Source organism: Hahella sp. CCB-MM4, assembly GCF_002260525.1.
GTDB lineage: Bacteria > Pseudomonadota > Gammaproteobacteria > Pseudomonadales > Oleiphilaceae > Hahella.
Map to the genome: position 1 here is coordinate 651,038 of NZ_MRYI01000002.1, position 13,324 is coordinate 664,361.

Annotated in this window: 15 protein-coding genes; 10 read left to right on the plus strand and 5 right to left on the minus strand. The window is 48.4% G+C overall.

Annotation, left to right across the window (positions count from 1 at the left end):
* Positions 1 to 13 precede the first annotated feature (13 nt).
* Entirely contained in the window at positions 14 to 1,963 is a 1,950-nt protein-coding gene (locus BTA51_RS06525; RefSeq protein ID WP_094706594.1) for an ATP-binding cassette domain-containing protein, read from the minus strand.
* Positions 1,964 to 2,041: 78 nt separating this feature from the next.
* On the opposite strand from BTA51_RS06525, the gene BTA51_RS06530 reads away from it, so the two are divergent.
* The 5 genes from BTA51_RS06530 (at position 2,042) to BTA51_RS06550 (ending at position 6,315) form a co-directional block, all read left to right on the plus strand.
* Positions 2,042 to 2,587 (plus strand): TIGR02444 family protein, encoded by a 546-nt coding sequence (locus BTA51_RS06530; RefSeq protein WP_094706595.1) that lies wholly within the window; start codon positions 2,042 to 2,044, stop codon positions 2,585 to 2,587.
* A gap of 33 nt (positions 2,588 to 2,620) precedes the next feature.
* Positions 2,621 to 3,121 carry a DUF4124 domain-containing protein gene (locus tag BTA51_RS06535; protein ID WP_246840946.1) on the plus strand — a complete coding sequence of 167 codons (501 nt, stop codon included), beginning with the start codon at positions 2,621 to 2,623 and terminating at the stop codon, positions 3,119 to 3,121.
* 76 nt (positions 3,122 to 3,197) lie between these two features.
* Positions 3,198 to 3,896, plus strand: a complete 699-nt coding sequence (locus BTA51_RS06540; protein WP_094706596.1) for an FKBP-type peptidyl-prolyl cis-trans isomerase — start codon at positions 3,198 to 3,200, stop codon at positions 3,894 to 3,896.
* Between the two features lie 205 nt (positions 3,897 to 4,101).
* Positions 4,102 to 5,100, plus strand: a complete 999-nt coding sequence (gene gap / locus BTA51_RS06545) for a type I glyceraldehyde-3-phosphate dehydrogenase (RefSeq protein WP_094706597.1) — start codon at positions 4,102 to 4,104, stop codon at positions 5,098 to 5,100.
* Positions 5,101 to 5,340: 240 nt separating this feature from the next.
* Entirely contained in the window at positions 5,341 to 6,315 is a 975-nt protein-coding gene (locus BTA51_RS06550) for an SGNH/GDSL hydrolase family protein (protein WP_094706598.1), read from the plus strand.
* A gap of 143 nt (positions 6,316 to 6,458) precedes the next feature.
* Here BTA51_RS06550 and BTA51_RS06555 read toward each other — a convergent pair whose 3' ends face one another.
* Positions 6,459 to 7,829, minus strand: coding sequence for a thioredoxin domain-containing protein (locus tag BTA51_RS06555; protein WP_094706599.1), 1,371 nt, complete (start codon positions 7,827 to 7,829; stop codon positions 6,459 to 6,461).
* Between the two features lie 238 nt (positions 7,830 to 8,067).
* Here BTA51_RS06555 and BTA51_RS06560 point away from each other — a divergent pair, with 238 nt between their 5' ends.
* Entirely contained in the window at positions 8,068 to 8,409 is a 342-nt protein-coding gene (locus BTA51_RS06560; RefSeq protein ID WP_094706600.1) for a hypothetical protein, read from the plus strand.
* 83 nt (positions 8,410 to 8,492) lie between these two features.
* Here the strand turns inward: BTA51_RS06560 and BTA51_RS06565 are convergent, their stop codons facing one another.
* Complete coding sequence (locus BTA51_RS06565; RefSeq protein WP_094706601.1) at positions 8,493 to 8,702, minus strand: cold-shock protein; 210 nt, start codon at positions 8,700 to 8,702, stop codon at positions 8,493 to 8,495.
* Between the two features lie 445 nt (positions 8,703 to 9,147).
* Here BTA51_RS06565 and BTA51_RS06570 point away from each other — a divergent pair, with 445 nt between their 5' ends.
* The 3 genes from BTA51_RS06570 (at position 9,148) to BTA51_RS06580 (ending at position 10,642) form a co-directional block, all read left to right on the plus strand.
* Positions 9,148 to 9,621: a DUF4262 domain-containing protein gene (locus BTA51_RS06570; RefSeq protein WP_094706602.1), complete on the plus strand. Its 474-nt coding sequence runs from the start codon at positions 9,148 to 9,150 to the stop codon at positions 9,619 to 9,621.
* Positions 9,622 to 9,807: 186 nt separating this feature from the next.
* Complete coding sequence (locus BTA51_RS06575) at positions 9,808 to 10,062, plus strand: hypothetical protein (RefSeq protein ID WP_094706603.1); 255 nt, start codon at positions 9,808 to 9,810, stop codon at positions 10,060 to 10,062.
* A gap of 238 nt (positions 10,063 to 10,300) precedes the next feature.
* Positions 10,301 to 10,642, plus strand: a complete 342-nt coding sequence (locus BTA51_RS06580) for a hypothetical protein (RefSeq protein WP_141215557.1) — start codon at positions 10,301 to 10,303, stop codon at positions 10,640 to 10,642.
* Between the two features lie 11 nt (positions 10,643 to 10,653).
* Here the strand turns inward: BTA51_RS06580 and BTA51_RS30140 are convergent, their stop codons facing one another.
* Both BTA51_RS30140 and BTA51_RS06585 read right to left on the minus strand, forming a co-directional pair.
* The gene (locus BTA51_RS30140) at positions 10,654 to 10,830 is read right to left on the minus strand and encodes a hypothetical protein (protein WP_168188045.1); all 177 of its coding nucleotides are present in this window, start codon (positions 10,828 to 10,830) and stop codon (positions 10,654 to 10,656) included.
* Between the two features lie 535 nt (positions 10,831 to 11,365).
* Positions 11,366 to 12,124, minus strand: a complete 759-nt coding sequence (locus BTA51_RS06585; protein ID WP_168188080.1) for a DUF3800 domain-containing protein — start codon at positions 12,122 to 12,124, stop codon at positions 11,366 to 11,368.
* Between the two features lie 225 nt (positions 12,125 to 12,349).
* Between BTA51_RS06585 and BTA51_RS06590 the strand changes: the two genes are divergently transcribed.
* A complete protein-coding gene (locus tag BTA51_RS06590; protein WP_094706606.1) occupies positions 12,350 to 13,267 on the plus strand; it encodes a hypothetical protein in 918 nt (305 codons plus the stop codon).
* Positions 13,268 to 13,324 lie beyond the last annotated feature (57 nt).

The window sequence follows — 13,324 nt, forward strand, 5'->3', positions numbered from 1 at the left end:
GGGACTGTCACGCCTAGGATGAGAGGCTTTCCAGCTCCTCATTCAAGGCCAGCCATTGCTCTTCCACATCAGACAGTTCCTGTTTGACAGTCTGTTGGTCTGCTAAGGCCTGTTTGAGCTGGTCCTTGTTCTGATCCTGATAGAGATCATTATCTGACAACCGGTCTTCCACCTTGGCCAGCGTTTCATGCAGAGACTCCATTTTCTGCTCCAGCTGCCCGATTTGTTTCTTCAAAGGGCTGAGTTTCTGGCGCCGCTCAGCTTCTTCGCGTTTGCGGGCTTTCTTGTCTTCGGCACTCTCAACATCTTTGCCCGCTTCAGCCTCACCATTAATGTCATCGCCATTCTGACCGGCCAGACGCTCTGATTCCTTCTCAGCAATAGCCTTCAGTTTCAACAGGCGAGTCAGCTCAGCCTCGTAGTCTTCCAGTGAACCATCGTAAGGCTCAACTTTACCGGCATGAACCCAGACAAACTGGTCAGCAAGCGCCCGTAGAAGATGACGATCATGAGAAACCACTATGACGGTTCCCGGATATTCCTGCAGCGCGATATTCAGGGCGTGCCGCATCTCCAGGTCCAAGTGGTTGGTGGGCTCATCAAGCAGCAATAGATTCGGACGGTTCCAGGCAATCAGCGCCAGGGCGAGACGAGCTCTTTCTCCACCGGAGAAGTTTCGCACATCCCCAGTCGCCTGATCTCCGGGAAAACCAAATCCACCGAGGAAGTTTCGGATTTCCTGTTCGGAAGCCGAAGGCCGCTGCTTCTGCAGCATTTGCAACGGAGTAGCGGTGACGTCCAAAGCCTCCAGCTGATGCTGCGCAAAATATCCAATCTTCAGATGCTCTCCGCCAGTACGATCGCCGGATAACAAATTGAGTTCGCCAGCCAGGGTTTTGACCAGTGTGGACTTACCTTCACCATTGGCCCCAAGTACACCAATCCTCATCCCTGGCAAAAGGGTTAGATTGACCTTATCCACTACCGGTTTCTGGCCATAACCTAATGTAGCATTGTCCAGCACCAGCAAAGGACTGGACATCTTATCACTGCAAGGAAGTGAGAATTTAAACGGGGAATCTACGTGAGCCGGCGCAATCAGCTCCATACGAGCCAATTCCTTCAACCTGCTCTGGGCCTGGCGTGCCTTTGTCGCCTTGGCTCCGAATTTGCGGACATAATTCTGGATTTCCGCAATACGGGTCTGCTGTTTCTCATGCATTGCCTGCTGCTGGGCAAGACGACTGGCTCTTGCCACTTCGAACTGACTATAGTTGCCGGTATAAAGTTGTAGGCAGCGATGTTCAAAATGCACGATATGCGTCGCCAGATGATCGATAAAATCCCGATCGTGAGAGATAAACAGCAAGGTCCCCGAATAACGAAGCAGCCAGTTCTCCAACCAAACCAGCGCATCCAGGTCAAGGTGGTTGGTCGGTTCATCCAGCAGCATCAGATCAGAGGGGCACATTAGCGCCTGAGCCAGATTCAACCGGATACGCCACCCTCCGGAGAAGGATGCCACCGGTTGTTCCTGCTGTGTGCGACGAAAACCCAGCCCTTCCAGCAATTGCCTGGCACGCACTTCAGCGGTATATCCGTCAATGGCATCCAGAGCCTGATGATAATGGGCCACAGCCATACCATCACCATCCGCTTCAGCCTGCTGCAGTGCTGCCTGAATACGACGCAGTTCTTTATCACCGTCAAGCACAAAGTCGAGAGCCGAGCAGTCCAATGCCGGGGTTTCCTGCGCCATGTGGGCTATTCGAGTGCCTCCCGGCATTCGGACATTTCCTGAATCGGCCGTGAGCTGCCCCATGATCAAGCTGAACAGGGTGGATTTACCACACCCGTTGGCACCTACAATAGCTATACGACTGCCAGGATTGATCGTCAGATCGACGTTTTCCAGCAGGTATTGCCCTGAACGCTGTATGGATAGATGATTGATAGTTAACATGGCGGCGGATTCTATCATGCAGCCCGTCGGGTGAATATGCCCGGAAACGTACGCAACAGGAAAATTGGAAAGAGGTCTATGGAAGGTATATTGCACAGGCATCCACTTCGACTTGAAAACCCTCTGTGGGACTATGCTTGCGCCCGTTACGCCAATCCCGAACTCAGGGATTTATGCTTGCATTTGCAGGAGACCCGGGGGGCTGACGTGAATCTGGTCCTGGCTGCCGGTTGGGCAGCGCAAAAAGGGCATTGCATGGAAACCGCCCGCCTCCACAGCCAGGTGGCAGATTGGCGTCATCATATTATTCTCCCCATAAGACAGTGCCGCCAAAGCCTTAACAAGCAGCACTGTCAGGAACGAAGGCTACGGAATCTCGCATTGAAGCTTGAAATTCGGGCTGAGCAAGTTGAGCTGGCATTGATTTTTTTCCTGCTTGATCAAGAGATTAACGCCGCTCAGAAAGCCCCCCAGGGAATACCGGAGAAAAGCCAAGACATTATCACTATCTGTAACCAAAACCTGCTTGACACTTTGACCTGCGAGGGCCACGCTCACCCAGTAGTGGACGGGGAAATAGAGCGGCTGTCATTTCTGCTGATCACCGGCAAACTGTCCAGCTAAGTTTAAAATGGAACAAGAGCGATTGACTGACGAATGAAGTGGATTTTCAGATTACTTACTATTCTCTCCCTGTGCGTGGCACTGGCGATTCCTTTTTTTATTAAGGGAAAAGGCGGGGATGCCATGTGGTCTTTGCCTTTTTTAAGGGACCAGAACACCCCCACCCTGATTCAGCTAGACAAACGACTGCCTGAAGAGGAAGTGGTGAGAGAAGTCTTCAAATGGAAAGACAGCAATGGCGTTTGGCAGTACAGTGACGAACCGCCACCTGAGGGCACCGCAGTTTCCACACTGTCCGTCAGCAATAAAGCCAATATCATTCAAGCCACCAAAATCCCCAAAGATGACCCCACCACTGGTGAGGGGCAGCCACTTGATATCTCTGCTGATGCAAAGAAAACTCTGGAAGAAGCCGCCGATGAAGATGTCCTGTCGTTAGACCGGGCTCTGAACATAATGGAAGAAGCCAAAGCCGTACGAGAATTGATGAATGCCAGGAACCAGCAGCTCAAGGAAGTTGCCGGTGGCGATTAATTCACCACGGGGTGGTGCTGCACCGTAAAACAGGTTACCTTACCGACTTTTGCCCCAATCCAATAAAGGAGTAAATATGAAAAAGGCCCTAGCCTGCCTGAGCGGTCTTGCCTGCGCAGCAATGCTGAGCACTGCCACTCTGGCTGAAGATAACAAAACCGGGCTGGAAACCGAGCAGCAGAAGATTGGCTACAGTTTTGGACAAATGTTTGGCCGCCGTCTGGGCGACAGCATGCCTGAACTGGATATCAATTCCTTTGTCATGGGCATTCAGGATGCCTACTCCGGTAATCCTTCAAAGCTCACGGACGAAGAAATCGCCGCCTTGATGCAGGCCTACCAGACACAGCAACAGGCCAAACAGCGTCAACAAATGGAAGAACTCGCGAACACTAACCTTGAAAAGGGCACCGCGTTCCTGACTGAAAACGCCAAGAAGGATGGTGTCGTCACCACCGAGAGCGGTTTGCAGTATAAGGTTCTGACCAAGGGCGATGGCAAAAATCCTGCTCTGACTGATACCGTCGAAGTTCATTACACAGGCACCCTGATTAACGGTGACGTATTCGACAGCTCTGTCCAACGTGGCAAATCCGTAACCTTTCCGGTTAACGGCGTTATTCCTGGATGGATTGAAGCCCTTCAGTTGATGAAGCCCGGCAGTAAGTGGCAACTGTTTATTCCGGCAGACCTGGCTTACGGTCCCAGCGGTAATGGCCGCATCGGTCCTAACGAAACTCTGCTGTTCGAAGTTGAGCTTATCGCCATCAAGTAATCCCGCTTTAATGCTCCCCGGCAATCCTGCCCGGGAGCATCACTCCTTTTAACAGATTTGACTTATAACAAGTTTAATCTGATTCGCGACCTCTATATTTCTACCTATAATTAATAGGGTCTGTTGGCGTATCATCTGGCATGATACTCAGTAACTACCAGCACCGTTTTAACTGGCCCACTGACGTGGATGATGAGGCAATACTATGATCAGAATAGGCATCAATGGATTTGGGCGTATCGGTCGTAATGTACTAAGAGCCATTTACGAATCCGGTTACCGGGACATGATGCAGGTTGTGGCAATTAACGACCTGGCAGATCGCGAGACCTGCGCCCATTTGTTGGAATTTGATTCACTGCACGGCCACTTTCAGCAACCGGTCAGATTAAGCGGCGACTTGCTGGAAGTCGGCAAAGATGCCATTACCTTGTTACAGCATAAAGAGCCGCTGGAGCTGCCTTGGGCCGTGGCAGAAGTTGATCTGGTCATGGAGTGCACCGGACGCTTCAACAGTAAAGATAAAGCCATGGCCCATATTTCCGCCGGCGCCAGAAAGGTGCTGGTATCGGCGCCCTGCAAGGATGCCGATGCAACCGTCGTCTACGGGGTTAACGAACATATCATCGAATCCGGGCATCAGATCATTTCCAATGCCTCCTGCACCACTAACTGCCTGGCTCCAATAGCCAAAGTGCTGCATGAGAATTTTGGCATCGAAGCCGGTGTCATGACGACGATCCATAGTTATACCAACGATCAGAATCTGCTGGATCTGGCTCACCCCAAAGACCTTTGCCGGGCCAGAGCGGCGGCGATGTCGATGATACCGACCAAAACCGGGGCTGCCCAGGCAATCGGTCTGGTTCTGCCAGGGCTTGAAGGTCGTCTGACCGGTATGTCAGTTCGGGTTCCCACACCCAATGTATCACTGGTGGATCTGTCCGCCCACGTGACCCGGGAAGCCAGCAAAGAGGAAATCAACGAGGTCATGCGCGCAGCCAGCCAGGAAATGCATGTCCTGCAATACAATGACCGGCCATTGGTTTCCTGCGATTTCAATCACAACCCCGCATCAGCCATCTTTGATGCCAATCATACCCAGGCTCATGGCCACATGATCAAAGTGCTGGCTTGGTACGATAACGAGTGGGGCTTTTCCAATCGCATGCTGGATACCGCACTGACCATGATGAGCGCGTGAGCAATCACGCGCCTCCCTCTTCGACACTGACTCCCCCCATTCTCCCGATATTTTCTGAACGCTGACAGTCACAATAGCCGCCCGCTGAAGTTAGACATGTGGCACTAGTTCACATTATTGGCGGGAGTAAATTGAACGCTGTTTTTCTTACTCCTACACTGAGTTTCGCGAGGCTGATTAAAATAACAACAAGATGCACCGGATCAGCAACCACCGGTCCGGCGCCTCATGGAGACTCAAATGACAACAATAAAACAATCAAGCTACTCCTACTGGCGTTTCGTCGTCGCCACGCTCATCGCACTAGGCGTATCAATTCAATGTGCACAAGCCGACCTCCCTACCAAAGCTACAGCAGCCGGTGACAGTATCACCATGGGCTTTGCTGCCGATTGCACGGGTAACATCTGGTTTTGGGATCTCTTCTGCCTGCTGGGCGGGGATCAGCCGGAACACTCGTGGTTCGATGGCTCAGCGTCCAATGTCTATAGCGTCTATGACCGCTACAAGAATCTGGACAGCACCATCAAGGCGAATAAAAATGCCGCTGCATCAGGCTCCGAAATGAGGGGTGGGAGCAACAATTTTGCCACCCAGGCAAATAACATTGTTGCCCAGACCACCAAGCCGGACCATGTGGAGGTTCTGCTAGGAGGTAACGATATCTGCAACCGGGGCTGTACCGATCCCGCCAACTGCAACGATCCCCTATATACGGACTCCCAGTGGCGCAGCTCTGTGCAGACAGGACTGGACACCCTGGTAGGTAACTTGCCCAGTGGCTCCACCGTCCACCTTGGCAGCGTGCCCAGGGTTCAGGACCTGCGTGCTGCCGGGCTGGCTCTGCAGTCCAAGAAGAGCTGGACCGTCAATTGTGAAAGCCTGTGGTCCACGTTTGACGTGTGTCGGATAGCCACCAACGGCGGCACCATGAACGGTGAGTCTTTCCAGCAACGCTATAACGGTGTCAATCAGGCGCAGCGTCGCTATAACGAAATCCTTGCTGAAGAGGCAGCCGCCTACAACAGTAACAGCAATGGTCGTAATAGCCGCGGCATTGAAGTCGTCGCCGACTATGTGGATGAGAACACTCCGTCAGCCGGGACTTATGTATTCGGCCCCAATGACATTGATGGGGGAGATTGCTTCCATCCGAGCATCCGCGGACAGAATCTGGTGGCTGACACTCTTTGGAACAGCAATCCGGACAACTGATCCGGTATCCGCTCACATGATGTAAGCGGATACACCGCAATACCTTGACGAATCGGCCTCGCACCCTCCCTGTCAGGTATTCATAAGTGTCTATGAGGTTTAGCGTCTTTACGAGCTAATAGGTCGCTTGTGAGAAAGCTGCATCAACGGACTTCCACCATAACATGCTGCGGCAGTCCGTTACGGAAATACATCAGCGAAACGGACCCCGGCTCATCAACGAGATGGGAAAGTGAATCCCACAAGGGATTTTGTCCTTCGTGCAGCCACTCATCGCCCACCCGCAACAGGACATCATTATCCTGCAGTCCAAGCACCTGAAAAAACTCCATATCACTGACTGATTCAAGACGCATCAACCGGAATCCCTCAACCTCATGTTCAGCTGAATGAAATCTGGTGGCCAGTTGTTCCTGCTGTTCCAGTTGCACCAGCAACCAGTCACGGCTTATCTCGATGGTGCCGGAAGCAGCCATCAGTCGCCTCCCATCCATAGAGGCATCGGGCAATTCACTATCAGAATCTTCGAGTGGCTGATCATCCTGCTGAGCACTTTCCTCTCCATCAGCAGCATCAGAGGATTTTGGCTCGAGCTCTGTATTATTCAGATTACCTGCCTGGCGAATCCCCTGTCGATTAAGCTCCCAATCAATCCAGCGCTGGTACTCCTGAAGGGGTTGCGGTCCACTGACATATAACCCATTAATAAAAACAACGGGGACATTGGACAAGCCGAGATGTTCGCCAACACTGATATCCGCCTCAATCTGTTCGCGAAACTTCAGGTCTTGCAGACATTTGTCAAAGCGATCCTCGTCCAGCGCCATCTGACGGGCCAAAAGCCGGTATCGGCTGTCAGACAGATCATCATAAAAGCTGAACAGACTTCGGAAATAGCTCCAGTATTGCTGCTGGTCTCCGGCACATCGTGCAGCATTGGCTGCAATGCGGCCATAACGATGTATTTCCAATGGATAGTCAAACGCTTGCCAGCGCAATAGTTGCCCGTATTGATCGCGCAACTGCTGCCAGATCTCCTGCTGCCTGACACAGTGAATCGACTGAAAACTACAGAAAACCGATAACGTCACCGGCGCATTTGTCAGTCCATCAACAGGAATGGTGGATTGGGGCAACTCGATTCTTGGAGGTAAAGGTGGCTGTAGAAACACTTCCAGGTGTTCCGGAGTCGATTTCATCTGCAAAAGCCTCCTCAACTCCATGGCACGCAAATCAAACCGGGCTCTTTCGAGATCATAGAGAGGTAATTTTATCGACTCATCTACTTCTGCCAGGGTTATGACATCTCCGTCCAGGCTGGCCGCGATACGCCCGGGAGACGCGTTTGCAGCAACACTTTCAGCAATGGATTGGGCTTCCGCTCCGTCACTTCCTAATCCGCCCGCTTCATGACAGCCCACAATCAGACCGACACATAGGACCAGTAATACTTTGAAGCTGTGATGAATATGGTCGTTCCACACACCCGAGAATGGAGTCTTGCACTTATGCACGTTACTCACCTTTTATAGTTTTTATATGCGAGAAAGCTCTTAGATATATCAACTTTAGATGAACAGCGTTTAGGTTACTGAGAACTGCCCCTAAATTTGCAGAGTGCAGCGCCCAGCGATCACGCTTTCATGCTGTATTAAATAGCACAATTTTTAACGCATTTCGTATTTCTCACAGGTTTTTCACAGGCGTCCTTCAAACTTCAATCATGAGCTAATAACTAATTGGAGAAGTCTTATGAAGAAGTTCGTGCTGATGATCATCGTTGCGCTGCTGGCTTCAATGACGGCAGTGGTGAAGGCGGAGGAACCCTACGCTGACGTCGACAAGGAAATGATTGAGCTACTGGCATTAAATAGCGAACAGGCCTCAGCCTATATCGAGATCATGCAAAAACAGCGCGAGGAATTTCTCGCACTTAAAACTCGGGATTGGCAAGAGGAACTGGCGCTGTACAAAGAAACTTATGCCATGCTTGAGCCCGTGCTGACTAAGAAACAACACGCCCAGTTTGTCGCCATTATCAACAGCGTGGTTGAATCTACGGCAGAAGAAGAGTTTGTGGCAATGCGGGACTAAGGTTGTGTCGTTGATCGCGTTTATTCCAGACATAAAAAAAGCAAGCTATGGTGGCTTGCTTTTTTTATGGAATCTAAGCGCGATTAAACAGCGACAATATTCTCAGCTTGCGGACCTTTTGGGCCTTGAGTAACTGTGAACTCAACCTTCTGGCCTTCCAACAGAGTTTTAAAACCTGAGCTTACAATGGCACTGAAGTGTGCGAAAACATCGGGACCAGACTGCTGTTCAATGAAACCAAAACCTTTTGACTCATTAAACCATTTTACGGTGCCAGTGACTGTATTAGACATAAAATAATAACCTGTAGAAAAATATAGTGGTGCCTTCAAAAGGCATGAATAGCGACAAAAATCAGACTGGAATTTAGAAACTACAGGACGAAGGACTACTAAGATGCTACGCAATGGAGAATATAAACAAGAGGCTTACTTTCTAGCTCACTGCACAGTATAGAGGGCGGAAGTTTAAGTCAAACAGTTTCTTGAATATTCTCAGGCCTTACTATGGAGTTGCCTCCTCAAGCTCTCTAGCTTGGTTTCGGAGGTTGATTACTATTGACAGCTTCCTGTAGCAAGGTCGCTTTATTTGTTACAGGAGAACCCGGACAGGTGCTTATAGAGCAAGTGGGTCATCTCATTAGGCTTGACCCCGTTTGCTTCTTGGGCAATATAGCAGAAGTGAAAATATTATAGTCTGGTTCAATACCTCAGGTGACACGTGTCAGTGAGCAATTGTATGGTATGGGTCGATTGCAAAAAGTTAAAAATAGGTGCCTTTGTGATTGCAGAAAAAATCAAAAAATTCGGATGGTATTTCCAAGAAGTGTACGGAGACACTGAAAGCGGAGAGCAACCGTTTTATTACTCGATCGGATTCGAAAAAACACTAGGTCAACCAGAATTGCTAATGTTTGGACTCCCCAAAAAGGCAGCCCACTCGATAATGAGCCACTGCTTTAACCTTATGAAAGATGGTGAAACGCTTGAGACAGAGAAACCTCTGAGTCGTGTAATAAAAGATCCTTTCAATGTATGGTTGAAGCCTATCCGCAAAGACTGTTTTGACGAATATCTAGGTATAGCAGTCGATTACTATGGCAACGATAACTTTCGGGCCAACCTGGTTTTCTTTCCGGATAAACAACATCTATTTCCTTGGGAAGAAGGCCATGTAGGAATTTCCCAGCAAGAGGCTCTTGAGCTTGTATAAAAGCAAGCGAAAGGCAATGTGTCAGCAGCACACTCTGGTCAGTCTTAATTCAACGTAAATTATGTGAAATGTAAGGTCTGACCCCTTGCCTTTCATCACTCTGTTATAAACATATGGAAGCCGGCTGTGGGCTCAACTGGAAAGTGGGTATGATTCCGGTTAGCGGTGTAGGTTTATAGAGAACACATGCAGGAATTTATTGGTATGTCTCAGTCGCTACTATTTAAAAATAGCTCACATAGAAAAATCAAACTCGTGCTTGAGCCATGGTCAGAGGAATACCCCCTAAATGACGGAGTGACTGTCAAAATTCAGTCTGATAAACAAACCACTTCTTCAATAGAAGTTGAATTCGACGGCGAAGATATCATTGTCTATGGCTGGTCCGATGAAATGTCGGTTTGGATAGATGGTGCCAAGATAGAGCCAACATTTGAATGAGGTTACTCATTATATTGGTCCAAATTTCGGAGTCTCCACTGAGTTACCTGTCAGTACCAATAGAAATGGTTACTGATCACCCCGCCCAAGTTCGTCCAAATGGCCAATTTGATTGTGCAGTTATGACTTATAAAATTTGGAAGCTGCGCAGACACAGGCACGTGGAATCTGCTTGCAGCCGTTTGCGGAAGAAGCCTCGAGCAACAGCACTGAATTTTGATTTAAAAGGAAGCAACATTTGTTAATGGTCAAATGGGTGGTTATTACAAAGTCGACAATACTTGACGGTTGCCCAATTCACTTTGACGACTCAGAGTTCATGTACGGATATTCCGTTGTTTTTGCGGGTGATTCAGAAATGGCTATCGGTCTGGTAAGAGCTTCACTGCTAAAGGAGGTCAAGCTCGAGCTGCAAGAAATTATTGAGTGCAAGCTATACCAGGCGAAAGACTGGCAGGATAACTCCAAAATCAGCAGGCGTGTCAATGAAGCCTACGAGGAAGCCTCCCAAACCGGCGAGCTGGTCTATGGCCCATTCACACCTTCTCTTGATTTCATCGAAGCAAAACAGACCGGCTGAAGCGTCTCGATCTATTTTGGATTATCTCTATTGCTGAATTTGGGTTTGCCGACCTTCATCAAAAGCGTGGCAATTGTGACCACCAGCATGATCAGAAAGGCGTATTGGCCAGAGACGTTAAAGAACACCCAGGCCAATCCGGCCAGTGCAACGCAAATCAATAGGAATAGGATGTTTTTTAACATCATGCATACTCAAAGCTAGACGGCAAAGTCTTGGCAGGAATCCATAAGCACACAATCCTAAAAGAAACTGAATGACTTAAAAAATCAGCAAGATGGTCTATTCAGAATTCCGAAAGGCTATCTTATCAAGTCATTCCTTACTTTGGCTCAAGACTCGGCCCTTTTTCGTACGAGCAAAGATGCCGGGATACATTTGATATGGGTAACTACCCAAAATAACAGTGGATCGATAAAGATGGGATTCAATCTTTAACTGCGATTACGTCAATGTTTTCTGATCGCCCGGAGCAGACATTGGAGAAATAGATCTGTCACCTTTAGATCTGCAGGGTCAGGCTTGATTCCGGCCATTTTATTCTGCCGGATCTTACCCGCTTTAATTTATATTTCTCTTTAAAATTCAAATGGTTAAAAAACATCTTTTATACGATTTTACTTGACAAATATTTACGAGGGTACTACTCTCTTTCACGGATCTGAACGTCGACTTAATCGGCTATTAGGATTCACCCGGGGCCCCACAAGGCCCCTTATTTTTTTATAGTCTCACAATCCCTTCTGGGTCGTTTGTTGACGCAGCCTTACATAATATACCATTCAATCTGTTGAAATATTTATGTCCAGACTTCTTTTTCATATATGAAGATGGAGACTGCCTTTGATACAGAGCAAAAGCAACAACATCCGCCGCTTGTATTAAATAAGAGCTTCTAGAGTCCTTAAAAAATGGGTCCTCTACCAAGTTACCGATTGTTAAATTTCTATAACCCTGACCATAAATAGCTTGATTCGGTATTGGATTATATTTCCTCATTTTTCGAAGAAGTTGCTGTATTTTCTTAGCGTCAGTATCATCTGGAATAATCATTCCTCGTTCATCAGGGTTTGCTGGCCCAGGAAAATTACGACGAGACATCGTATTTGAAAAGCGCTGAATCAAAGCTTCCCATGCTTTGTTCATAACATCGTAGTCGGCAGGCTTGTTAGTCTTATCAACAACAATATTTATAATGCTAATATCTTGGAACGCAGCAATTTCATTAATAAAAGCACGAATTATTGTTAACCTGTCATTTCTCTTTATTCTAACCAAATCACCAGGCTTGTTGATTAAGTGTGCAGAATGTATTTCTTCGCGCATTAATAGCCCAAAACTATTTCGCATCCTTTTTCGAAAGTCGATCAATTTATCCAAATATTCATTCCATCGAAGCTCATGAATTACCAAGCCTGATAAACAGAAATAACGAGTTGGACTGCCAACCAGACCACTATCACCACTTTCGTCAACATACATGAAGTACATAATCTTCCATATTTTTGCATAGTGTGACTTTAGAAAAATCATAAAAGTCTACTTCACTCGATTACAATATAGCATCTCCCCCAATGTCTGCTTCGAGCGAGAATTAGATCCTAACCTCATTCAAAAAGCCCCCCAGGCAAAGTTGTTGCATTCAACTTCCAAGAGTATGTTTTTACTATCACCATGACCGACAGCAGGGAAACAGGATGCGACACCATGACCGATAAACTTTCCTCTACGCTCAGATCAAAGCTACGAGACGTCATGCACCAGCAGGCGTTACCTGAGAGCTTTGAATCCACCCTGGAAAAAGGCATCTTGCCGACGGCGGCTTACATCGCGCACCATCATGATTCAGAAAAAGCACCAATATGGGGCATTTGTGGTGCGCAAGGAACTGGGAAGTCCACTTTGGTGCACTTTCTTCAGGTCATATTAGAAGAACAGTTTCACCTGAAATGCATATCCCTTTCACTGGACGATGTTTATCTATCCCGGGCGGCCCGTATAAAGCTCTCTGAGGACATTCATCCTTTGTTTGCCACCAGAGGGGTTCCCGGTACTCACGATGTTGAACTGGGTATGCAGACCCTGATATCCCTGCAGAATGCCAGCGAAGGACAAAAGGTGCAGATGCCCAGGTTTAACAAGGCGACCGACGATTGCGTTGATAAAGCTCAGTGGCCGACAGTCACCGGCCCCTTTGATGTGATTCTGTTTGAAGGATGGTGCGTCGGCAGCCAACCACAACCCTCTGATCTTTTGACGCCTCCGATCAATCAACTGGAAGCCGATGAAGACCGGGAAGGCACTTGGAGAGACTACGTTAATCAGCAATTGAGAACCCGTTACGCGCAATGGTTCGGGCTGCTGGATCACTTGATCCTGCTGAAGGTTCCGGGTTTCGAACAGGTGAAGGAATGGCGGTCATTACAGGAGCATAAGTTACGTCAATCCTATTTGGATAGGGGCGATCCCATACCCGATAGAGTCATGACTCCCGGCCAGGTGGAACGATTTATCCAGCACTATGAGCGATTGACCCGCTGGAACCTGGAAACCCTTCCTTCAGTTTCAGATGTGGTATTGGAATTGCAGGAAGACCATAAAGTCAGCCAGGTGAGGTTTCGCTGAGGTCGGTGATGCTGCCACACCTGGTTATTACATAAACCGGTGATTGCAGCACCTATC

Coding starts and splice junctions, on each gene's coding strand:
- BTA51_RS06530 (WP_094706595.1), top strand. CDS start 2,042: ATGGAAGGTATATTGCACAGGCATCCACTTCGACTTGAAAACCCTCTG.
- BTA51_RS06585 (WP_168188080.1), bottom strand. CDS start 12,124: ATGTATGTTGACGAAAGTGGTGATAGTGGTCTGGTTGGCAGTCCAACT.
- BTA51_RS06565 (WP_094706601.1), bottom strand. CDS start 8,702: ATGTCTAATACAGTCACTGGCACCGTAAAATGGTTTAATGAGTCAAAA.
- BTA51_RS06590 (WP_094706606.1), top strand. CDS start 12,350: ATGACCGATAAACTTTCCTCTACGCTCAGATCAAAGCTACGAGACGTC.
- BTA51_RS06535 (WP_246840946.1), top strand. CDS start 2,621: ATGAAGTGGATTTTCAGATTACTTACTATTCTCTCCCTGTGCGTGGCA.
- BTA51_RS30140 (WP_168188045.1), bottom strand. CDS start 10,830: ATGATGTTAAAAAACATCCTATTCCTATTGATTTGCGTTGCACTGGCC.
- BTA51_RS06560 (WP_094706600.1), top strand. CDS start 8,068: ATGAAGAAGTTCGTGCTGATGATCATCGTTGCGCTGCTGGCTTCAATG.
- BTA51_RS06575 (WP_094706603.1), top strand. CDS start 9,808: ATGCAGGAATTTATTGGTATGTCTCAGTCGCTACTATTTAAAAATAGC.
- BTA51_RS06570 (WP_094706602.1), top strand. CDS start 9,148: ATGGTATGGGTCGATTGCAAAAAGTTAAAAATAGGTGCCTTTGTGATT.
- BTA51_RS06540 (WP_094706596.1), top strand. CDS start 3,198: ATGAAAAAGGCCCTAGCCTGCCTGAGCGGTCTTGCCTGCGCAGCAATG.
- gap (WP_094706597.1), top strand. CDS start 4,102: ATGATCAGAATAGGCATCAATGGATTTGGGCGTATCGGTCGTAATGTA.
- BTA51_RS06550 (WP_094706598.1), top strand. CDS start 5,341: ATGACAACAATAAAACAATCAAGCTACTCCTACTGGCGTTTCGTCGTC.
- BTA51_RS06525 (WP_094706594.1), bottom strand. CDS start 1,963: ATGTTAACTATCAATCATCTATCCATACAGCGTTCAGGGCAATACCTG.